Origin of the sequence: Streptomyces sp. Ru71 (assembly GCF_002920535.1) — a bacterium.
GTDB lineage: Bacteria > Actinomycetota > Actinomycetes > Streptomycetales > Streptomycetaceae > Streptomyces.
In genome coordinates, this window is record NZ_PQSS01000004.1 from 41785 (window position 1) to 64960 (window position 23176).

Sequence of the window (23176 nt, forward strand, 5' to 3'; positions counted from 1 at the left end):
ACTCCCGTGTGGACCAGGCGGATACGGACAGCACGAACGGCCCCGGTCGGCAGGCCGCGGGGCAAGGTCGCGCACACGATCACACGTTCTTCATAGCCAGTCCATGTATGGAGAATTTATGAAGTTGTGACGATTACAAGGGGAGTACTTGACTCCGCCTTGAAGGTGCCGGACGTGCGGCTTTTGTGTACCTGAAGTGCACCCGACAATACGAGTGGTCACGTTTGTCGACTTGTACCCGAAGGTGACGATCAATCAGTTATCGCGGCGTGGCGCATGTCACTCGGACGTGAGGAACCGCGCGGAATCAGTGTTGAAGCGTGTGGCGGTCATGACAGAGGGTGCGGATTCCATCTGTCGTTTTTCTCGCATGCCTTGGTGGGGTCGACGCGAATGCGCGCTCAAAGTCCACCGTCGTGGCTGGGGCGTTGGCGCCCCGCAGCGACGGAGTCACAACGACGGCGCCGCCGGCAAAGCCGCGCGGCGACCGTCCTTTTGTTGTCCACGGCCTTGTTGGTGACCAGTCTCGGAACGGAGGCCTGGGCGATACCGGGTCCCGGTATGAACCGGGAGGAGGTCAAGCTCCCCGACCTGCCCGAGCCCACCGCGCTGGACGCGGACGAGGAAGCGGAGAAGAACCTCACCACGGCGCCCGAGGTTCCGATCGACCCGTACGCGCCGACAGCGGTCACGCCGTGGGCGGCGGACACGGGTGTCGCCACCCTGGCGGCGGACGCCACGCCGGGCACCACGGTTCCCGTCGACGACCTGCCGATCGCCGTCGGCGTGCCGGTCGGCACCGACCCGGCCGCGATCGACGGCACCTGGAAGGTCGACCTGGCCGCGCCGACCGCGTCCCAGGACGCGAACGTCTCCGGCATGATCATGAAGGTCACGCCGCCGGCCGACGCCGACCCGACGGCCCAGGTCTCGATCGCCGTGGACACCACGAGCTTCGCCGACCTGTACGGCCCGCAGGCCGCCGACCGCTTCGGCCTGGTCCTGCTGCCCAACTGCGTCATGGACGCCCCGGACACCGGTGACTGCGCGCCCGACAGCGGCACGACCACCATGTCGGGCAAGACCGAGGTGCAGCCGGAGCGGCTGCGCAGCTCGGTCAAGGTGGTCCCGGCCGACAAGGCCCCCACGAAGACCAAGGCGGCGAAGAAGGCCGGCAAGCGCAAGATCCTCACCGGCTCGGTGCCGGTCGGGGACCTGCTCGGCGGCGACGCCGGTGCCACCACCTCCGGGGCTTCGGTCCGCACGGCGTCGTACAAGAGCGGTGACGTCCTGCCGGTCGTGGACGCCTCGGGCCCGCAGGTCATCGGCGCGATGGACACCGGTGCCTCGGCCTCCGGCGACTTCACCGCGTCGCCGCTGCTGTCGTCCGGCGACTGGGCGGCGGGTTCGTCCTCGGGCGCGTTCACCTACTCCTACGACGTGCAGGTGCCCGAGACGGCCGGCGGTCTGATGCCGAAGATCTCGCTGGGCTACTCCTCGCAGTCGGTGGACGGCCGCACCTCGGCGACGAACAACCAGGCCTCGTGGATCGGTGACGGCTGGGACTACAACCCCGGTTCCATCACCCGCACGTACGCCAACTGCCGTGAGGACTCCAAGAAGGACGGGTCCAACAACAAGACCCACCGCACCGCGGACCTGTGCTGGGGTTCGATGAACGCCACCCTGTCGCTGGGCGGGATGACCACCGAGCTGGTCTGGGACAAGACCCAGGGCAAGTGGTTCACCGCCAACGGCGACGGCTCGAAGATCGAGCGGCTCACCAGCACGGACAATGGCAACGGCGCCTACAAGGGCGAGTACTGGGTCGTCACCACCAAGGACGGCACCCGCTACCACTTCGGCCTGAACAAGCTCCCGAACTGGACCTCGGGCCAGCCGACCACCGACTCGGTGCTGACCGTGCCGGTCTACGGCAACCACGACGGCGAGGACTGCTACAAGGCCGGCGACTGGGCCCACTCGTGGTGCACCCAGGGCTGGCGCTGGAACCTCGACTACGTCGAGGACATCCACGGCAACGCCATGTCCCTGTGGTGGAAGAAGGCGCAGAACTACTACGCGCGCAACTTCGACTTCAAGGCCCCGGTCGTCTACGACCGCGACGGCTGGCTCGACCACATCGACTACGGCCAGCGCAAGGACACCCTGTTCTCTGCGACCGCGCCGGCCCGGGTGAACTTCACCGTCGCCGAGCGCTGCATTGACGAGGGCACCCTGACCTGCTCGGACGCCAACTTCGAGGACAAGGATCCGGGCAAGTACCGCATCTGGTACGACACCCCGGCCGACCTGAACTGCAAGCAGGTCACGTCCACTTACAAGACGAAGTGCTGGAACGCCGGCCCCTCCTTCTGGAGCCGCAAGCGGCTGGTGCAGATCCAGACCTCCGCTCAGCGCCGTACCGACACCACCGCCCGCCAGGTCGTGGACCGCTACACGCTCACCCAGAGCTTCCCGGTCCTCAAGACCGGCCCCAACACCGCGCTGTGGCTGGAGTCCGTCCAGCGCACGGGCTACGCCCGCAACGGCAGCACGGACCGAAGCGTCACCATGAACGCGGTGCGGTTCGAGTCCAACGCCGAGGACATGCCGAACCGGGTGATGCGCCCGAACGACCCGCGGCCCGGCTTCTCCCGGCTGCGGATCGCGCGTGTCATCAACGAGTACGGCGGCGAGACGGTCGTCACGTACAAGAAGGCCGAGGGTGACTGCGCGACCGGCACCAACCTGCCGGACAAGAAGGACACCGCCGCGCTGAAGGCGAACACGCGGCTGTGCTACCCCTCGTTCTGGTCCCCGGACCCCGAGGTCGAGGACATCGACTGGTTCCACAAGTACGTCGTGGAGTCCATCGAGGAACTGCCCAACGTCGACGGCGCGTTCGCGACGAAGACGGCGTACCAGTACAAGAACCCGGGCTGGAAGCTCGCCGACCAGGAGTTCACCAAGAAGTCCACGCGGACCTACTCACAGTTCGCGGGCGTCGAGCAGACCACGGTGATCACCGGTACGGACGACGCGACGATCGGCTCGAAGCGGTCGAAGGCGGTGACCAGGTTCTTCCGCGGCATGGGTGACACCGTGTCGATGAAGGACATCACCGGCACCGAGATCGCGAAGGACCGCGAGGCGTTCGCCGGTCGCATCGCGGAAGAGCTGGACTACGACAACGCGACCGACGCCGACACCGAGTGGGTCTCGCGCTCCATCACCGTCCCGGAGGCCACCGAGCTGGCCCACCGCGACCGTGACGACGGCCTGGACCCGCTGCGCGCCTGGCGCGTGACCGAGCCCGACGAGATCGCCTACACCAAGTCCTCCGGCAGCAACAGCGACGACACCCGCACCGAGCGGATCGTCAAGACGCACACGACGTACGAGTCCACCTACGGCCTGCCCGTGCTGGTGGAGTCGCTCGGCGACACCGGCAAGACCGGCGACGAGTCGTGCACCAAGTCCGAGTACGTCCACAACACGGCCAAGAACCTGATCGGCCTGTCCAAGCAGGTCCTGGTCTCGCCGACCACCTGCGCGGCCGCCGACTTCGCCAACCTCGGCTCGCTCAGCAGCGGCACCCGTACCGCCTACGACGGCCAGGGCTACGGCGTCGCGCTCGCCGACACCACCAAGGGCGAGGCGTCCGAGACCTGGTCGATCAACGGCGCGGGCACGGGCTGGCAGTCCGACGGCACGACCGAGTTCGATGCCATAGGCCGGGTCACCCGCACCACCGACACGGACCACAAGACGTCGGGCCTGCTCACCTACGAGCCGGCCAACGGCCAGGTCTTCAAGGTGACCGAGACCAACGCCCTCGGTCACTCCGAGGTCCGTGAGATCGAGCCCGGTCGTGGCACCACGACCAAGACGACGGACGCCAACAACCACGTCACCCAGGCCGAGTTCGACCCTCTGGGCCGCCTTGAGAAGGCCTGGTCGGCGGACCGCGCCCCGTCCGACACGGCCGTGCCGGACTTCAAGGCCGTCTACACCGTGCCCGAGTACAAGGAGGGCGAGGACCGCAAGCCGTCCTACGTCACCACGTACACGCGCGGCTACAACGACCACATCGAGACCTCCGTCACCCTCTACGACGGCCTCGGCCGCGAACGGCAGCAGCAGGAGGAGGCGGACGGCGGCGGCTGGCTGATCACCGACACGCTCTACAACAGCTCCGGTGAGGTCTGGCAGACCAACAACGCCTACCTGACCTTCGAGGCCAAGCCGGGCGAGCTGTTCACCCCGGAGGCCGACACTCAGGTCCCCAACATCACGCGCTACACCTACGACGGCTCCGGCCGCGTGCTGCAGGAGACCCCGGTCCTCAAGGTCGCCGACCCGCTGACGGGCGAGGCCGTCTCCAAGGAGGTCCCGGAACGGGCCATCCGCTACGAGTACGGCCTGGACTGGTCGAAGGTGAACAACCCGCAGGGCGTCTCGTCCTACCGGGTCTACACCGACGCCCTCGGCCGCACCCAGCGCGTGGACACCTTCAACCCGGCGGCGCCCGACGGTTTCACGTCGATGCGCTACCAGTACGACACCCGCGGCCAGCTGGTGAAGGCGGTCAACTCCGCCGACGCCACGCACGCGTGGACGTGGACGTACGACCACCGCGGCAACATGGAGACCGCGACGGACCCGGACACGGGCACGACGCGGACGGCGTACGACAGCCACGACCGGCCGTTGACCACGACCAACCAGCGCGGCACGGTCTGGAACGGCTACGACGCCATCTCCCGCCCGACCGAGCAGCGCCTGAACAACGCGACCGGCACCCTGCTGGCCAACTTCACCTACGACCTGGCGCCCGGCGGCAAGGGCATGCCCTACACCGCCACCCGCTACACCGACGGTGAGGCCTACACCCAGCAGGTCGACGGCTACACCAAGGACTACCAGCCGACCTCGACCACGCTGACCCTGCCGGACAGCCTGGCCTCCACCTGGGGCCTGGACAAGTCGTACACGTACTCCCACCAGTACAGCGACAACGGCATGGTGGAGAGCTCCACGCTGCCGAAGATCGGCAAGCTCGCCTCCGAGAAGCTGGTCGTCCGGTACAACAAGGACGGCAAGCCGCTGTCCCTGTCCGGCAAGGACTGGTACGGCTCCGAGACCGTCTACGACCCCTACGGCCAGGTGCTGCGCTCCACGCTCGGCGCCCAGCCCTACCGGGTGTGGACGCAGAACACTTTCGACGAGTCCAGCGGTGAGCTGAAGGACCAGCAGGTCTACCGGGAGAAGGGCGCCACCAACGGCGGCGACACCTCCCTGCTCCCCGGCAACCTCGTCTCCAAGCGCTCCTACACCTACGACCCCTCCGGCAACGTCACCTCCATCAAGGAGGGGGCCACCGGCATCGACGAGCGCCAGTGCTTCGTCTACGACCCGCTGGGCCAGCTCAAGACGGCCTGGACCGCCAAGGACCAGTCCACCTGCACCGCTCCGAAGAACGCCGACGGCTCGCTCAACGTGGCCCCCGGCACCGACAAGTCCGGCTACTGGCAGGAGTACGAGTACGACCTCCTCGGCAACCGCACCAAGCTGACCGAGAAGGACCTCACCGGCAACACCGCCAAGGACGCCACGACCACCTACGCCTACGGCAAGGCCGACGGCACCCAGCCTCACACGCTGACCAAGGTGTCCAAGACCTACACCACGCCGGCCGGCGCGCAGGTCAAGGCCGAGGCGGAGCGTCTGTACGAGCTCACCGGCGAGACCAAGTCCGTCACCTCCCTCCAGAACGGCGACAAGCAGTCGCTGACCTGGACCTATGACGGCAAGGTCGACCGCATCACGGGCGCGGGCAGCGGCGGCAAGACCCCGTACGTGGGCCTTGCCGACAAGTGCCTGGACCTCAAGGGCGGCCTCGCGGTCGCGGCGACGGCGATCCAGCTGTACGCCTGCAACGCCTCACCGGCGCAGAACTGGCGCTTCAGCCAGACCCCGGGCGGGACCAACCCCGACCAGGGCACGCTGAACGTCTACGACAAGTGGTGCGTCCAGCCCGCCGCCAACACCGCGGGGTCGGCCGTCCAGCTGCAGAAGTGCGACGGCTCGGCCGGCCAGGAGCTCAAGCGCAACGCCTCCGGTCAGCTCACCCACGTGGTGTCGGGCCTGTGCCTGGCGGTCCAGGGCGCCAACTCGGCGAACTCGACCCCGGTCGTGCTCGCCACCTGTGACGGCACCAAGGCCGAGCAACTCTGGTTGCCGCAGAACGACACCCGCTACATCTACGGCCCCGACGGCTCCGCCCTGCTGACCATCAAGGGCAAGCAGGCCACGCTCAACCTGGGCGAGGCCGAGGTCACCGTCCAGAAGGGCGGCGTCCTGGTCAACACCCAGCGCACCTACTCCTCGGCCGGCGGCGCGGTCATGCGCTACGCGTACGGCACCGGCGCCGAGAAGCTGGTCGCGATCACCGGTGACCACCAGGGCACCACGTACGCGGAGGTCGCCCTCGACGGCGGCATGTCGGTGCGCATCCGCAAGCAGGACCCGTTCGGCAACCAGCGCGGCGCCGACACAATCGGCGTCAACCGGCAGTCGCACACCGGGTTCCTGGGTGCGGCCGAGGACAGCGCCACGGGCTTCGTCCAGCTGGGCGCCCGGATGTACGACCCGGTGGTGGGACGCTTCCTGTCCGCCGACCCGGTGCTGGACCTCAACGACGTCCTGCAGTCCAACGGGTACGCCTACGCGCACAACAACCCGGTGACCTTCTCCGACCCGTCGGGTGAGGCCATCTCGCTGACGGCCTCGGAGCGGGCCGCGGCCCTCGCCGGCGCGGGCCTGTCGGCGGCGCAGGTCGCGCAGGCCCAGGCCATGATGGGCAAGTCCTTGACCTCGGTGATCCTGGCCGTGGCGTGGGAGACGCTGAAGGACTTCATCGGCATCAACGACGCCATGGCGTGCTTCGGCGGTGACATGTGGTCCTGCGTCGGCATCGTGGTCGACGCGATCCCGTGGACCAAGCTCGGCAAGATCCCGTCGGTGATCAAGGCCGTCAAGCGCACCATCAAGGCGGTCGAGTCCTTCCGCGCGGCCAAGAAGGCGGCGGAACTCGTTCTGAAGGCGGCCAAGGCGGCCGAAGCCGCAGCGCTGAGAGCCAAGAAACTCGCCATCGAGCGAGCGAAGAAGCTGGCAGCGCAGAGAGCGAAGAAGAAAGCGGCCGAAGCAGCCAAACGAACAGCCGACAAGGCGGCGGCAGCCGCCAGGAAGACCGGTAACCCCCGCCACAAGGCGGCCCAGGCCAAGGCGGCCCCGAAGTCGTCGTCGCACAGCGGTGGCGGCAAGGGCGGCGGTGGCAAGGGCAGCGGCAAGGGCGGCGGCGGCAGCGGCGGCTCCAAGCCCGGCGGCAAGTCCGGCGGCTCCTCCAAGAACAACGGAGGCTCCAGCGGCAGCGGCGGTTCCGGCAAGGTCGACGGTGACGGCGACACCTGCAACAGCTTCGTCCCCGGCACCAAGGTCCTGATGGCCGACGGCACCACCAAGCCGATCGAGAAGGTCAAGACCGGCGACAAGGTCGTCACGACCGACCCGAAGACGGGTGAGCGCCGGATCGAGACGGTCACGGCCGAGATCAAGGGCCACGGCCTGAAGCACCTGGTCAAGGTCGTGATCGACACCGACGGCTCGAAGGGGAACAAGACGGCCCAGGTCACCGCGACCGACGGCCACCCCTTCTGGGTCCCGGGGCTGCACGCCTGGGTCATGGCCACCGACCTGCGCGCCGGCCAGTGGCTGCAGACCAGCGCGGGCACCTACGTGCAGGTCGCGGCGATCGAGCGGTGGACGGCCGCTGTAGCGACGGTCCACAACCTCACCGTCAGTGACGTCCACACGTACTACGTGGTCGCGGGCGGTACTTCGGTCCTGGTCCACAACTGCAACAACGTGGCGCTCGGGTACCAGAAGTCGGGCACCGCCAAGTGGGCCGAGAGCGAAGGCTTCACCCACTACATGGACCCGAAGTACATTAACGACTGGAGCACGCACGTCAGGAACGCCATCGACGATCCCGACACCGTGATCCACGTGTACATGGAGGACTTCGAGGGAGGCTTCGAGGGCATGGCCACGCGGGGCCTCGCGGGCGGAAAGGGCGTTCACGCGACGCAGCAGGAAATGGCCTGGATCGCCCGAGCCGTGATCGGCGGACGGAGATCCTGGAACAACGTCCGGTTCTACGACAGGAACGGCCGCGTCGACGTGGACGAGCCCATGTGGCACGAGGGCAAGTGGTACACCGCGTGGACCCTGGAGTGGGCTCCCTGATGACGGACCCCATCGGCCCGTCGGACCCCGCGGGGTCCGACGCCTCCGCCGAGGACTCCCGTCTTCGGTACTACCCCGATCTCGTCGAGAACGGGGGGCTCCGGCCGGCGATCCTCGCGATCGCCGGCGGGCGCCGCACCCAGCTCGGTGTCCCCACGGCAGAGCCGACCCCGTCGGCCTCGCCGTGGGGCACGGCCGAGTTCAGCTCGCCACGGGGAGCCATGCGGGTCGTCCTCGGGTACGGGGTCCGCAGGTTCGCCGTCTCCCTGGACGGCCAGGGGCACGTCTGGGCGAGCGGCAGCACCACCGACCTGTCCCAGGTGGTCGACGTACTGGTCGCCTGGCGGCAGGGTGCCGGCTTGAGGGAACTCGCCGAGCGGTTCCCCTTCATGGAGCCCGGCAGGCTGAGCCAGGCCTACGAGGACGGCAACCCCGTCCAGGCCCAGTGGGACGCGGTCATCGGTGACGACGCCTTCCGCATGTACCGGGAAGTGCTGCTGGCCCTGCGCGAACAGGCGGGTCTGCGCACGTTCTTCCCGTACGTGTCCCACTGGACCCTGCACCTGGACCAGGACCCCCAGGACGCCGAGGCGCAGGAGATCCTGATGCGGCCGGTGACCGACGGCGAGGGCTTCGTCGTCTGGTCGTCCGACGCTCCGGAACGACAGCGGGAGGTGCGCGCCCTGGACGACGTGGTGCGCACGGTCCTGTCGCTGGCGGGCGAGCTCTAGAACCGCCTCACGCGCACCCCGAAGGCCCCGCCGAATGGAGACATTCGGCGGGGCCTTCGGCTTGGACGGTGCCAGAGCCGCTCAGGCGTCCGGAGCACCCGCGGCCCCACCCGAGCCGCGGCGCCACGTGAACGCGCTGTGAAACCGCTCCGTCACGTATTGACGCCCACCCCCGCCCCTGACACCGTGCGTGATCATGAGGCTCTCCGCTGTCCGCACAGGGGTGTGCGTCGCGCTCGTGGCGCGACGCCATGTCGACCTGTGCCGTCAGGCCAGCGCGATCTGTAGCTGACTCTCCTTCCTCTTCCTTTCCTCTCCCGTTCGGCTTTGCCGTGCCCCGCCGTGGGTCACGGCTGTCCTTGAGGACCCTCCATGCCCGAAATATCCCGTCGCGCTTTCACCGGTCTCGTCGGTGGCGGTGCCGTCACCGCCGTCGCCGGTACGGCCTCCGGCGCCGAGGCCGCGCCGCCCACCGAGCGGCCCTTCCGTGCCCGCCCCGGCGCGCGCCCCGGCAAGCGCCCCAACATCCTGTTCGTCTTCGCCGACGACCTCGGCTGGGCCGACCTGTCCGTCTACGGCGCCCCGCACATCAGGACACCGAACCTGGACCGGCTCGCCGCGCAGGGGGTGCGGTTCACCGACGCCTACTCGGGCTCGGCGACCTGCTCCCCGACCCGGTTCAGTCTCTACACCGGCCGTTTCCCGGGCCGTACCAAGGGCGGGCTCGCCGAGCCCATCGCCAACCGCAGCCAGGGCCTCGACCCGCACCACCCCACCCTCGCCTCGCTGCTGAAGAAGGCGGGCTACTCCACCGCGCTGATCGGCAAGTGGCACTGCGGCTGGCTGCCCGACTACAGCCCGACCAAGTCCGGCTGGGACGAGTTCTTCGGCAACTTCGGCGGCGCCCTGGAGTACTTCTCCAAGCTGGGCCAGCTCGGCGACTACGACCTGTACGAGGGCGACGCCACCTACCAGGACCTGCGCTACTACACGACCGTGCTGACCGAGCGGGCCGTGGAGTTCGTCGGCCGGCGGCACGAGCGGCCCTGGCTGCTGAACCTCAACTTCACCACCCCGCACTGGCCGTGGCTCACGGAGGAGGACGAGGAGACCGGCGCCGAGATCGCCGCGAAGATCCGCACCGGGAACGTGCTCGGCGCGCTGCTGCACAACGACGGCGGCTCGGTGGAGAAGTACAAGGAGATGGTGGAGAGCCTGGACGCGGCCGTCGGCGAGGTGCTGGCCGCGCTGCGCCGCTCCGGACAGGAGGACGACACCGTCGTGGTGTTCTCCTCCGACAACGGCGGCGAGCGCTTCTCCTACCAGTGGCCGCTCAGCGGCGCGAAGGCCTCGCTGCTGGAGGGCGGTATCCGGGTCCCGACGATCCTGCGCTGGCCGGCCCGCGTCGACGGCCGTCAGGTCAGCCATGTCCCCGTGTACACACCGGACTGGACGGCGACCCTGCTCCAGCTGGCCGGTGCCCGCCCCGACCCGGCGTACCCGCTGGACGGCCACAGCCTGGCCGGGTACCTGCTGAACGGCGAGGAGGTGCCGCAGCGGGACCTGTTCTGGCGGGTGCGCGGCAACCGGGCCCTTCGGCGCGGCGACCTCAAGTACTACCGGGACGCGGCCGGCAAGGACCACCTGTTCGACCTCGCCGCCGATGCCCGCGAACAGGCCGATCTGGCTCCCGACCGGCCGGAGTTGCTCGCCGAGCTGAAGGCGGCCTGGGAGAAGGTGGACGCGACGCTGCTGCCGTACTAGCCGAGGATGCCGCGGTCGTAGGCCACCGCCACCGCCGCCGCGCGGTCGTTGACGCCGAGCTTGGCGTACAGATGGGTGAGGTGGGTCTTCACGGTGGCCTCGCTGATGAACAACTCGCGGGCGATCTCCTTGTTGGAGGTGCCCCTGGCGACCAGCGCCAGCACCTCCCGCTCGCGGGCGGACAGCGGCTCGTTGCCCGGGGCCCTGGGCGCGCGGACCGCCGAGACCAGGCGGGAGGCCACCGCCGGGGAGAGCACGGTGCGGCCCTCGGCGGCGGCGCGCACCGCGGTGAACAGCTCCTCGCGGGGCGCGTCCTTGAGCAGATAGCCGGTGGCGCCCGCCTCGATCGCCGGCAGGGTGTCGGAGTCGGTGTCGTACGTCGTGAGCACCAGCACCCGGGCGCGGGCGCCGCGCCGGGTCAGCTCCCGGATGGCGTCCACCCCGCCGCCGCCGGGCATCCGCAGGTCCATCAGGATCACGTCGGGGTCGAGGGCGGCGGCGCGCTCGACGGCCTGCACGCCGTCGGCGGCCTCGCCGAGGACCGTGAATCCGGGGGCGGCGGCGAACATGCCGCGCAGTCCGTCCCGGACCACGGGGTGGTCGTCGACGATCAGCAGGGAGATGGCGGGCGCTTCATCGGTCATGGCGCACCAACGGTACGCGAGCCGACAGCGCCGTGCCGTGCCCCGGTTCGGTCTCCACCGTGAGGGAGCCGGCGATGCGTTCGGCGCGGGCGCGCATGCCGCCGAGCCCGAAGCCGCCGGTGTCGCTGCGCTCGGGCAGGGCGAGCGGGTCGAAGCCGCGGCCGTCGTCGCGGATGTCGAGGACGACCTCGTCGCCCATGAAGGACAGGGTGACCCCGGCGCGGGTCGCGTCCGCGTGCCGGGCGGTGTTGGCGAGGGCCTCCTCGGCGATGCGCAGCAGGGTCGCGGAGACCTCGTCGTGCAGCTGCTCGGCGGTGCCGGTGACGGTGAAGTCGGCGCGCACCCCGGTGCGTTCGCCCCAGGCGGCGACCGTCTTCTTCAGCGCCTCGGGCAGCTCGTCGCGGTCCAGGGCGGCCGGGGCGAGGTTGTGCACGGAGCGGCGGGCCTCGCCCAGGCTGTGCCGGGCCAGGTCCAGGGCGCGGACCGTGTGCTCGCGGGCCAGCCGCTCGTCCGGGGTGTTCACGACGACCTGCAGCTGGGCGATGATCCCGGTCAGCCCCTGGGCGAGGGTGTCGTGGATCTCGGCGGCCAGGCGCCGGCGCTCGTCGGCGACGCCGGCCTCGCGGGCCTGGACGAGCAGCTGGGCGTGCAGCGCGGCGTTCTCGTCGAGGGCCTGCTGGAGGGCGGTGTTGGTGCGTTCCAGTTCGACGATGGTGTCGGCGCGGGCCCGGGAGCGCTCCTCCTCCTGGTGGGTGAGGTGGCCGACGACCATCCACAGCACGTTGTTGACGACGAGCATCCCGAAGAACACGCCCCACTGCGTGACGTTCTTCGGCGGCATCCCGCCGGACTGCGAGCCGGCCAGGGTGAGCGAGGTGGCGAACAGGCCGATGCGGTGCCGGCGCCGGCCGGGGATCAGCTCGTCGGCGTCGAAGTACCCGGTGACGGCGTACAGGGCGAAGAAGGGGTTGAGCCAGGTGAGCGCGAAGGCGATGGCCCAGCGCACCGCGTAGAACACCGTGCCCGCGCGGGAGGGCGTCCGGCGGCGGCGTCCGCCTCCGGCGGCGGGGCGGTGGGGGCGCCGGTCCCAGTACAGGTGAAGGAGCAGCGCGGCGCCGACCAGTGCGCCGGCCGCGTACCGCTCGGCGGGTCCCGCCATGAGGTCCTGGGTGGCCGCCGCGATCAGCGTGGCGATGCCGAGCATCCCGTACGGGCCCCAGCGGTGGAACTGGTCCCACCGCTGTTCGAGCTGTGTGTCCTTGGCGACCATGCCTTCAGTCTGCATACGGCCCCCCTGCGCGCCGCGCACTCGCCTACTCCCAGCGGAACCAGCGCACGGCCGCGCCCGTCAGCAGGACCGTCCAGGCGGCGAGCACCGCGAGGTGGCCCCAGCCCGGCCAGTGGCCGGCGGCGGCCTGGTTCAGGGCCTGCGCGGCGGCGCCGAACGGGGTCCAGCCGACGATCCGGGCGAGGACGTCCGGCATGGCCTGCACCGGCACCCACACACCCGCGCAGAACATCATCGGGAAGAACACCGCGGAGCCGATGGCCCCGGCGATCCTCGTGGTGCGCGACAGCGCCGTGACCACCGCGCCGAGCGCCAGCGCGGCGCCGAGTGCCAGCAGCAGGGCGAGCAGATAGCCGGCGCTCTGCCGGGGCAGCGTCACGTCGAAGGCGACCCGGCCCACGGTCAGCGCGAGCAGCGCGGAGAGCAGGGCGGCACCGCCGTACACCACCATGTGGGCGGCGAGCAGGGCGGCGGGGCGGACGGGCGTGGTGGACATGCGGCGCAGGATGCCGCGCTCGCGGTAGCCGGTGAGGGTCTGCGGCAGGCCCTGCACCCCTCCGACGATCAGCCCGAGCAGCACCGCCACCGGGACGTAGACGTCCACGGTCCGCAGTCCGCCGAGGGAGTCGTCGCTCTGCCGGAAGGAGGGGATGGAGCCGAGGATCGCCAGCAGCAGGGTGGGGAAGAGCAGGATCCAGAAGATCGCGCCGGGCTCGCGGCTGAACAGCCGGGCCTCGGTGCGCAGCACGGCGGGGTTCAGGGCGGTCATCGGGCGGCCTCCGTCAGGTCCAGGTACGCGTCGTCGAGCGTGGCGTCGGTGACGCGCAGCTGGTGGGCGGTGATGTGGTGGCGGGCGAGGAGCGTGATCACGGCGTTGACGGTCTCGTCGGTGCCGGAGAGCGTGACGCGGCCGTCCTTGTGCTCGGCCCGGGCCAGCGCGGGCAGCGCGGCGAGGGCGCGCTCGTCCAGTGGCGCGGACGGGGTGAAGCTGATGACGGTGGCGCCGGCCGAGCGGCGGATGAGCCCCTCGGGGGTGTCCAGGGCGGCGACGCGGCCCCGGTCGATCACCGCGACGCGGTCGCACAGCCGCTGGGCCTCCTCCATGAAGTGGGTGACCAGCAGGACGGTGACCCCGCTCGCGCGCACGTCCTCGATCAGCTGCCAGGTGTCGCGGCGGGCCCGCGGGTCCAGGCCGGTGGTCAGCTCGTCGAGGACGACGACGCGGGGGTTGCCGATCAGGGCGAGCGCGATGAACAGGCGCTGCTTCTGCCCGCCGGACAGCTGGGCGAAGCGGGTGGTGAGCTTGTCCGTCAGGCCGAGGCGCTCGGCGAGCGGCCGCCAGTCGAGCGGGCGGTCGTGGAAGGCGGCGTACAGCTGAAGGGCCTCGCGGACGGTGAGCTTGGGCTGCAGCTCGCTCTGCTGGAGCTGGGCGCCGAGCACGCGGGCGACCTGCTCGTGGTCGGCGACCGGGTCGAGGCCGGCGACGCGGACCCGGCCGGCGTCGGGGACGCGCAGGCCCTCGACGCACTCGACGGTGGTGGTCTTGCCGGCGCCGTTCGGGCCGAGGATGCCGAAGATCTCACCCTCCCGGACCGTGAACGAGACGCCGTCGACGACCGCGCGGCCGCCGTAGGACTTGCGCAGGCCGGTGACTTCGATGACGGGGTTGTCGGGCATGGCACCAGCGTCCCGGTCCGGCCCCGTGCCCGGCATCGGCCGTCGCGCTCGATGCGGCATCGGCCGATCGGTTGATGCGGCGCTACGACCTCACCGGTCCCGTCCCGCTTGCGGGGGCTCGCACCGCAGGTCGTAGGACCAGCGGCGGAGCGGGGTCCGGCCGAAACTCGGTGGGCGATGTCAGTGGCGATCCGTAGAGTCGCTGCTGATGGCGACGACACGTGCAACCACCTCGGACCGGTCCGCCGTACGGACGTTGCTGCGCCTGTGGCCGTATGTGCGGCCGGTGCGGGTGCGGCTGTTCACCGCTGCGGGCGTCGCGGTCACCGCCTCCCTGGTGGGGCTGGTGATCCCGCTCGTGCTGAAGTGGATGGTGGACGGCCCGGTCGCCGACCGGGACCCGTCCGGGGTGTGGCTCGGCGCGCTGTACCTGCTGCTGCTCGGCGTCGCGGAGGCGCTGCTGTTCGGACTGCGCAGATGGCTGGTGGCACGGCCGCTGTCGCACGTCGAGGCGGAGATGCGGGCGGATCTGTACCGGCATCTGCAGCGGCTGCCGGTGGCCTTCCACGACCGCTGGGCGTCCGGGCAGCTGCTCTCGCGCGGCACCACGGACCTGATGCTGCTGCGCATGTTCCTGGCCTTCCCGCTGACGTTCCTGCTGGTCAACGGGGTGACGATCCTGGTCGGCGTGCTCATCATGCTGGCCCAGGACTTCACGCTGGGGCTGGTCGTCCTCGGTCCGGCGGTGCCGTTGATCGTGATGTGCGTGGTCTTCGAGAAGCGGTACGCGGACGTGGCGCGGCTCGCGCAGGACCAGGTCGGCGATCTTACGACGGTCGTCGAGGAGAGCGTGCTCGGCATCCGGATCATCAAGGGCTTCGGCCGGCACCGCAGCCAGGCGCGGGCCTTCCGGGAGCTGTCGCGGACCCTGCGCGGCACGGAGCTGCGCAAGGCGCGGCTGCTGGCGGTGATCTGGGCGGTCATCGTGACGCTGCCGGAGGTGGCGATCGGGGCGGCGCTGGTGGTGGGGGCGGTGCGGGTGGCCGACGGGTCGCTGTCCGCCGGCACGCTGGTCGCGTTCCTGTCGACCGCCCTCGCGCTGCGCTGGCCGGTGGAGTCCATCGGCTTCCTGCTGGCGATGAGCCAGGAGGCGGCGACGGCGACGGAACGGTACTTCGAGGTGATGGACGAGGTGCCGGAGTCCTCGGAGGTGCCGGCGCGCACGCGGTACGACGAGGAGGGGCTGCGCCTGCACCAGGTGACGTTCCGTTACCCCGACGCACCCGCCGACGCCCCGCCCGTCCTCGACCGGGTCGACCTGCACATCCGTCCCGGCGAGTCCATGGCCCTGGTCGGCGCGACCGGCAGCGGCAAGACGACGCTCACCGCGCTGATCCCGCGGCTGCACGAGGTGACCTCCGGGCGGATCACCCTGGACGGCGAGGACATCGCGGCCATGCCCCGCGAGGAGCTGCGCGCCAAGGTGGCCGTCGCCTTCGAGGAGCCCACCCTGTTCTCGGCGAGCGTCGGCGAGAACGTGCTGATGGGCGCCGGGGGCGCGGCCGGCGCACCGGAGCTGGAGCGGGCCCTGGCCGTCGCCCAGGCCGACTTCGCGCACGCCCTGCCGCAGGGCACCGACACCCAGGTCGGCGAGCAGGGCCTGAGCCTGTCCGGCGGGCAGCGCCAGCGGCTCGCGCTGGCCCGCGCGGTGGTCGGCCGGCCCCGCTTCCTCGTGCTGGACGACCCGCTGTCCGCGCTGGACGTGCACACGGAGGCCGCGGTGGAGGCCGCGCTGCGCCAGGTCCTCGCCGGCACCACGGCGCTGATCGTCGCGCACCGCCCCTCCACGGTGCTGCTCGCGGACCGCGTCGCGCTGCTGTCGGACGGCCGGATCACCGCCGTCGGCACCCACCAGGAACTGCTGCACACCAACGCCGAGTACGCGCACCTGATGTCGGGCCTGGACAGCCCGGAGGAGGACGACAGATGACGGCCCCCACCACGTCCGTCCCCGCCGCCGACGACACCGAGCCAGCCCGCCGGGGGAAGGACCGCGACCCCTTCGACCGGGACGTCCTGCCCTCCCCGCCCGGCGCCACCGCGGCGCTGCTGCGCTCCCTGCTGGCGCCGATGAGGGCGCGGGTCGCACTGACCGTGCTGGTGCTGCTGCTCCAGCAGGCGGCCGTGCAGGCGGGCCCGCTGCTGGTGGCGTACGCCATCGACACGGCCGTACCGGCGTTCCGCGACGACCGGCACGGGCCGCTGATCGCGGTCGCCGTCGGCTATCTGCTGTGCGCGGCGGCGTCCGGGGCGCTGCAGTTCGTGTTCATCGCGGCCTCGGCACGGGTCAACCAGGACGTGCTGCTGGACCTGCGCGGCCGGATCTTCCGGCACGCCCAGGCGCTCAGCGTGGACTTCCACGAGCGCTACACCTCGGGCCGGCTCATCTCCCGTTCCACCACGGACGTGGAGTCGCTGCGGGAGCTGCTCAGCGAGGGTCTGCAGGAGCTGGTCACGGTCATCCTGTCGTTCGTGTACATCTCGGCCATGCTGCTGTGGCTGGATCTCGGCCTCGGCGCGGTCGCGGTGGCCTCGTTCGTGCCGCTGTACCTGCTGGTGCGGGTGTACCAGCGGCGGGCGGGCGAGGTGTACCGGCGGCGGTCGACGGCGATCGCGTCGGTGATCGTGAAGTTCGTCGAGACGATGAACGGCATCCGGCCGGTGCGCGCCTTCCGCCGGGAGGCGGCCAACGACGCCGAGTTCGCCGTGCTGAACCAGCGGCACGAACGCACCAACGGCGACGCGCTGCTGGAGATGGCCCGCTATGTCGTCGGCTCCCGGCTGATCGCCAACACGGCGGTCGCCGGAATCGTGCTGTGGGGCGCCTACCGGGTGGCCGAGGACTCGCTGGAACTCGGCGTGCTGGCGGCGGCGGTGCTGTACCTGCGGCGGCTGTACGACCCGATCGACCGGCTCGGGATGTTCCTCAACTCCTACCAGTCGGCGGCCGCGTCCCTGGAGAAGATCGCCGGTCTGCTCGCCCAGACCCCGTCCGTGCCCGAGCCGTCGCAGCCGAGGGAGCTGCCGCCGCTCGCCGGTGAGCACCCCGGCCGCGAGGTCGTCTTCGACGGGGTCCGCTTCGCCTACCGCACCGGCGGCGAGGTGTTGCCCCGCTTCGATCTGACGCTGCCGGCCGGGCAGACGGTGGCGGTGGTCGGCTCGACCGGCGCGGGCAAGTCGACGCTGGCCAAGCTGCTCGCCCGGTTCTACGACCCGACCGAGGGGCGGGTGCTGCTGGACGGGGTGGACCTGCGCGACCTGGCCGTGCCGGAACTGCGGCGCGGGGTGGTGATGGTGACGCAGGAGGCGTTCCTGTTCTCCGGCACGGTCGCGGAGAACATCGCCATCGGGCGCCCGGAGGCGAGCCGCGAGGAGATCGAGCGGGCCGCCAAGGCGATCGGCGCGCACGAGTTCATCAGCGCGCTGCCCGACGGCTACGACACCGACGTGCGCAAGCGGGGCGGCCGGATCTCCGCCGGGCAGCGGCAACTGGTCGCGTTCGCGCGGGCGTTGCTGGCCGATCCGGCGGTGCTGATTCTGGACGAGGCGACCAGTTCGCTGGACATCCCGGGCGAGCGGGCGGTGCAGCGGGCGATGGCGACGGTGCTGCAGGGGCGTACGGCGGTGGTGATCGCGCACCGGCTCTCCACGGTGGAGATCGCCGACCGGGTGCTGGTGATGGAGCACGGGCGGATCGTGGAGGACGGCACCCCGGCCGATCTGGTCGCGGGCACGGGCCGCTTCTCGGACCTGCACCGGGCGTGGCGGGACAGCCTGGCCTGACGGCCCCCGCCGCGCCCGCCGGGCCGTGATCCGTTCGACGCTCAGGCCACCAGTCCGCATACCGAACATGAACATCCGGACAACGGACGATTTCCAGCCAACTTGCTGACGCGCTCCTGACAAGAGCCGAGATCTCCTGCCACTCTTCCCACGGCCACTGCACAGCAACCCCACAGCCCCTCGCTGTGCCGTGAACCGCACCGCCGCTTGTGTTTTTCGCGCACCTCCCTGTTCTGCCCGGACGGCTCGATCGGCCGCCCGGTCTCCCCCTGGCCGCGCGACCCGCGGCCACGCAGAAGGAGTCAGTGTTGAGAAGCAGTTCCTCGCGCAGACGCACCTCCCACGCCCTGCACCGCCGCGCCGCCGGCGTCGCCCTCGTCGGCGTCTCCGCCCTGCTCGCCGCAGCGGTCCAGTCGGGTGCCGCGAGCGCCGCTCCGGCCGCGCCGGCGGCCGGCAAGGCCAACCCGGCGCACATGGCCGTCAAGCTCTCCCCGTCGCAGCGCGCCGAGCTGCTGCGCGACGCCGACGCCGCCAAGGCGCAGACCGCCACCCGGATCGGCCTCGGCGCCCAGGAGAAGCTGGTCGTCCGTGACGTCGTCAAGGACGCCGACGGCACCACGCACACCCGCTACGAGCGCACCTACGCCGGCCTGCCCGTCCTGGGCGGCGACCTGGTCGTCGACACCGCGAAGTCCGGCCAGACGCAGCGCGTGATCAAGGCGACGAACGCCCAGCTGAAGGTCGCCGACCTCAACGGCAAGGTCGCCCGGGCGGCCGCCGAGCGGCAGGCCGTGCAGCGCGCCAAGGCCCTCGGCTCCTCCAAGACCTCCGCCGACACCTCCCGCAAGGTGATCTGGGCGGCGAGCGGCAAGCCGGTGCTGGCCTACGAGACGGTCGTCGGCGGCCTCCAGGACGACGGCACCCCGAACCAGCTGCACGTCATCACCGACGCGGCCACGGGCGCCAAGCTCTACGAGTACCAGGGCATCGAGAACGCGACGGGCACCGGCAACACCCAGTACAGCGGCACCGTCTCGCTGACGACGACCCTGTCGGGCTCGACGTACACGCTCAACGACGGCGACCGCGGCGGCCACAAGACGTACAACCTGAACCACGGCACGTCCGGCACCGGCACGCTGTTCTCCCAGACCACCAACACCTGGGGCAACGGCACCACGTCCAACGCCGCGACCGCGGGCGCCGACGCGCACTACGGCGCCGCGACCACCTGGGACTTCTACAAGAACACCTTCGGCCGCTCCGGCATCCGCAACGACGGCGTGGGCGCCTACTCCCGGGTGCACTACGGCAACGCGTACGTCAACGCGTTCTGGGACGACAGCTGCTTCTGCATGACCTACGGCGACGGCTCGGGCAACGCCGACCCGCTGACCTCGCTCGACGTGGCCGGCCACGAGATGAGCCATGGCGTCACCTCCAACACCGCCGGCCTGAACTACTCCGGCGAGTCCGGCGGCCTGAACGAGGCCACCTCGGACATCTTCGGCACGGGCGTGGAGTTCTACGCGAACAACACCTCGGACGTCGGTGACTACCTCATCGGCGAGAAGATCGACATCAACGGCGACGGCACCCCGCTGCGCTACATGGACAAGCCCAGCAAGGACGGCGCGTCCAAGGACAGCTGGTACTCCGGCATCGGCTCGGTGGACGTGCACTACTCGTCCGGCCCGGCGAACCACTTCTTCTACCTCCTGTCGGAGGGCAGCGGCGCCAAGGTCATCAACGGCGTCAGCTACAACTCGCCCACCGCGGACGGACTTCCGGTCACCGGCATAGGCCGGGACAAGGCGCTGCAGATCTGGTACCGCGCGCTGACCACGAAGTTCACCTCCACCACCAACTACGCGGGCGCCCGCACTGGCACCCTCGCGGCGGCCGGTGAGCTGTACGGCACCACCTCGGCCGAGTACAAGGCGGTGCAGGACGCCTGGGCGGCGGTCGCGGTCGGCTCCCGCTCGGGCGGTGGCGGCGGTGGCGGCACGGTGTTCGAGAACACCGCCGACGTCTCGATTCCGGACAACGGCCCGGCCGTCACGTCCTCCATCAACGTCACCGGCCGCACCGGCAACGCCCCGTCCAACCTGCAGGTGACGGTGGACATCGTGCACACCTGGCGCGGTGACCTGGTGATCGACCTGCTGGCCCCCGACGGCACGGCCTACCGCCTGAAGAACTCCAGCGGTTCGGACTCGGCGGACGACGTGCACGCGACGTACACGGTCAACGCCTCGTCCGAGGTGGCCAACGGCACCTGGAAGCTGCGCGTCCAGGACGTGGCCTCCTACGACACCGGCTACATCGACGGCTGGAAGCTGACCTTCCCGTAAGCCGCACAGCCCCGCGACAGGGTGCCGCCCCGGTGGTTCGACTCCCCGGGGCGGTGCCCGTTTTTTACATTCCCGAAACGTTTACCGGACAGTCACTTTTCGGCCAACATCACCAAGAGGGCATGACATGTACGCGCCCTAGATGCCAGTCTTCCCTCACCCGCCGCACAACCTCACGACCACCTCGGCCGGTTGCCCCACAACCGGACCGGTCTCCCCCACAAGGAGCTTGTGTGTCCAGCCCCTTCGCGCGTCACAAGCGCACCACTCTGGCCATCGCCACCGCCGTCGCGGCCGGAGCTCTCCTCACCACCGGTCTGACCACCGGTTCCGCGGCCGCACAGACCCCGGCCCCGCTCGCGGCGGCGCCGGTCCAGCTGTCCGCGGCCGCGCACACCTCCCTCATCCGGGAGAAGCAGGCCGAAGCCGCCGACACGGCCCGGCAGATAGGCCTGGGCGCCCAGGAGAAGCTGGTCGTCAAGGACGTCGTCAAGGACGCCGACGGCACCACGCACACCCGCTACGAGCGCACCTACGGCGGGCTGCCGGTCCTCGGCGGCGACCTCATCGTGCACCAGGCGGCGTCCGGCGCGGCCAAGGGCGTCACCAAGGCCGTCAACGCGGCCATCAAGGTCGCCTCGCTCACGCCCGCCCTGGCCCCGGCCAAGGCCGAGAAGCAGGCCCTGACCGCCGCCCGGGCGGCCGGCTCGCAGAAGACCGCCGCCGACTCCTCCCGCACGGTGATCTGGGCGGCGAGCGGCAAGCCGGTGCTGGCCTACGAGACGGTCGTCGGCGGCCTGCAGGACGACGGCACCCCGAACCAGCTGCACGTCATCACCGACGCGGCCACCGGCAAGAAGCTGTACGAGTACCAGGGCATCGAGAACGCGACCGGCAAGACGCTGTACTCCGGCACGGTCACCCTCAACTCGGTGCAGTCGGGCTCGACGTACCAGCTCACCGACACCGCGCGGGGCAGCCACAAGACCTACAACCTGGCCCGCAAGACGTCCGGCACGGGCACCCTGGTCGCCAACTCGACCAACATCTTCGGCACCGGCACCGCCTCCACCTCCTCCTCCGACCAGACCGCGGCGGCCGACGCCGCCTACGGCGCCGCGGAGACGTGGGACTTCTACAAGAGCACCTTCGGCCGCAACGGCATCAAGAACAACGGCGTCGGCGCCTACTCCCGCGTCCACTACGGCAACGCCTACGTGAACGCGTTCTGGGACGACAGCTGCTTCTGCATGACCTACGGCGACGGTGCCGGCAACGCCGACCCGCTGACCTCCCTCGACGTGGCCGGCCACGAGATGAGCCACGGCGTCACCTCCAACACCGCCGGCCTGAACTACTCCGGCGAGTCCGGCGGCCTGAACGAGGCCACCTCGGACATCTTCGGCACGGGTGTGGAGTTCTTCGCCAACAACGCCTCCGACCCCGGTGACTACCTCATCGGCGAGAAGATCGACATCAACGGCGACGGCACCCCGCTGCGCTACATGGACAAGCCCAGCAAGGACGGCGGCTCCGCCGACTACTGGTCGTCCACCGTGGGCAACAAGGACGTGCACTACTCGTCCGGTGTCGCGAACCACTTCTTCTACCTCCTGTCGGAGGGCAGCGGCGCCAAGACGATCAACGGCGTGAGCTACAACTCGCCGACCTACAACGGCTCCACGGTCACCGGCATCGGCCGCGCCAAGGCGCTGCAGATCTGGTACAAGGCGCTCACCACGTACATGACGTCCACGACCAACTACAAGGCCGCCCGCACGGCGACCCTGAACGCGGCGTCGGCGCTGTACGGCTCCACCAGCACCGAGTACAAGGCGGTCGCCGCCGCCTGGTCCGCGGTCAACGTCGCCTAGCGCACACGGCGGCACCCGGAACGTCTGCGTTCCGGGTGCCGCCGTAGTCTTGGGCCCCATGTCCTTCACGTACGAGGCGGTCGGCGCGACCCGGGACGACCTCGCCGCCTGCCCGCCCGGCTTCCACTCCCTGCACGTGCGCACCCGGCTCGGCGAGGGCGAGGCGGTCTTCCACCGCGCCGCCGAGGCGGTCCTCACCTGGGAGCTGCACCGGGCGATGGGCGTCGGCATCAACGCGAGCGCCGACCGCGCGGCCAAGGACGTCGACGTCACCGTCACCCTGGCCGGCCTGATCAAGGCCCCCTGCCGCATCGTCTGGGCGACCGAGGAGCCCCGCCGGGCCGGCTGGGCCTACGGCACCCTGACCGGCCACCCCGAATGCGGCGAGGAGGCCTTCGTGGTCGACCGCACGGGCGACGGCACGGTCTGGCTCACGGTGGCCGCCTTCAGCCGCCCGGCCAAGTGGTACGCCAAGGCGGGCGGCGCGGCCACCCGAGGCCTCCAACACGCCTACGCCCGCCGCTGCGGCACGATACTGCGCCGCCTGTGCGCGCCGCAGGACGAGTCCTGACCCCCCGCCGGGGCCCCGACCCGGGAACCGGCCGGAGGCGCCACGCGCGCCACGACGCAACCGCAACGGGCCGCCGCAGGCATTCAGGGGCGCTGGGCTGTGCTCGATATGCGGCTGCGC

Annotated in this window: 13 protein-coding genes; 9 read left to right on the top strand and 4 right to left on the bottom strand. The window is 70.6% G+C overall.

Annotation, left to right across the window (positions count from 1 at the left end):
* The first annotated feature begins 561 nt into the window (after positions 1-561).
* The 4 genes from C3489_RS03930 (at position 562) to C3489_RS03940 (ending at position 10805) form a co-directional block, all read left to right on the top strand.
* The gene (locus tag C3489_RS03930) at positions 562-8310 is read left to right on the top strand and encodes a ricin-type beta-trefoil lectin domain protein (RefSeq protein ID WP_258054547.1); all 7749 of its coding nucleotides are present in this window, start codon (positions 562-564) and stop codon (positions 8308-8310) included.
* Positions 8310-9041, top strand: coding sequence for a hypothetical protein (locus C3489_RS03935; RefSeq protein ID WP_146075271.1), 732 nt, complete (start codon positions 8310-8312; stop codon positions 9039-9041). Before C3489_RS03930 ends, C3489_RS03935 begins: the two co-directional genes overlap by 1 nt.
* Positions 9042-9237: 196 nt before the next feature.
* Positions 9238-9333 (top strand): putative leader peptide, encoded by a 96-nt coding sequence (locus C3489_RS39940; RefSeq protein WP_374936717.1) that lies wholly within the window; start codon positions 9238-9240, stop codon positions 9331-9333.
* Positions 9334-9413: 80 nt separating this feature from the next.
* Positions 9414-10805 (top strand): sulfatase, encoded by a 1392-nt coding sequence (locus C3489_RS03940; RefSeq protein WP_103779900.1) that lies wholly within the window; start codon positions 9414-9416, stop codon positions 10803-10805.
* Here the strand turns inward: C3489_RS03940 and C3489_RS03945 are convergent.
* From C3489_RS03945 to C3489_RS03960, 4 genes are read right to left on the bottom strand one after another with little or no spacing between them, the layout of a single operon-like run.
* Complete coding sequence (locus tag C3489_RS03945) at positions 10802-11449, bottom strand: response regulator transcription factor (protein WP_103779902.1); 648 nt, start codon at positions 11447-11449, stop codon at positions 10802-10804. The two genes, C3489_RS03940 and C3489_RS03945, sit on opposite strands and share 4 nt — an antisense overlap.
* Positions 11439-12719 carry a sensor histidine kinase gene (locus C3489_RS03950; protein WP_103779904.1) on the bottom strand — a complete coding sequence of 427 codons (1281 nt, stop codon included), beginning with the start codon at positions 12717-12719 and terminating at the stop codon, positions 11439-11441. The genes C3489_RS03945 and C3489_RS03950 overlap by 11 nt, the downstream gene beginning before the upstream one ends.
* 43 nt (positions 12720-12762) lie before the next feature.
* Complete coding sequence (locus C3489_RS03955; protein WP_181139485.1) at positions 12763-13497, bottom strand: ABC transporter permease; 735 nt, start codon at positions 13495-13497, stop codon at positions 12763-12765.
* A gap of 5 nt (positions 13498-13502) precedes the next feature.
* Entirely contained in the window at positions 13503-14414 is a 912-nt protein-coding gene (locus C3489_RS03960; protein WP_181139478.1) for an ABC transporter ATP-binding protein, read from the bottom strand.
* Between the two features lie 208 nt (positions 14415-14622).
* Here C3489_RS03960 and C3489_RS03965 point away from each other — a divergent pair, with 208 nt between their 5' ends.
* From C3489_RS03965 to C3489_RS03985, 5 genes are all read left to right on the top strand, one after another.
* Positions 14623-16404, top strand: a complete 1782-nt coding sequence (locus tag C3489_RS03965; RefSeq protein ID WP_103779910.1) for an ABC transporter ATP-binding protein — start codon at positions 14623-14625, stop codon at positions 16402-16404.
* On the top strand, positions 16401-18257 hold the full coding sequence (locus C3489_RS03970) for an ABC transporter ATP-binding protein (protein ID WP_103779912.1): 1857 nt from the start codon (positions 16401-16403) through the stop codon (positions 18255-18257). Before C3489_RS03965 ends, C3489_RS03970 begins: the two co-directional genes overlap by 4 nt.
* A 308-nt stretch (positions 18258-18565) precedes the next feature.
* Positions 18566-20611 (top strand): M4 family metallopeptidase, encoded by a 2046-nt coding sequence (locus C3489_RS03975; protein WP_103779914.1) that lies wholly within the window; start codon positions 18566-18568, stop codon positions 20609-20611.
* 233 nt (positions 20612-20844) lie between these two features.
* Positions 20845-22485: a M4 family metallopeptidase gene (locus tag C3489_RS03980; RefSeq protein ID WP_103779916.1), complete on the top strand. Its 1641-nt coding sequence runs from the start codon at positions 20845-20847 to the stop codon at positions 22483-22485.
* 58 nt (positions 22486-22543) lie between these two features.
* Positions 22544-23056: a DUF1990 domain-containing protein gene (locus C3489_RS03985; protein ID WP_103779918.1), complete on the top strand. Its 513-nt coding sequence runs from the start codon at positions 22544-22546 to the stop codon at positions 23054-23056.
* The last annotated feature ends 120 nt before the right edge of the window (positions 23057-23176 follow it).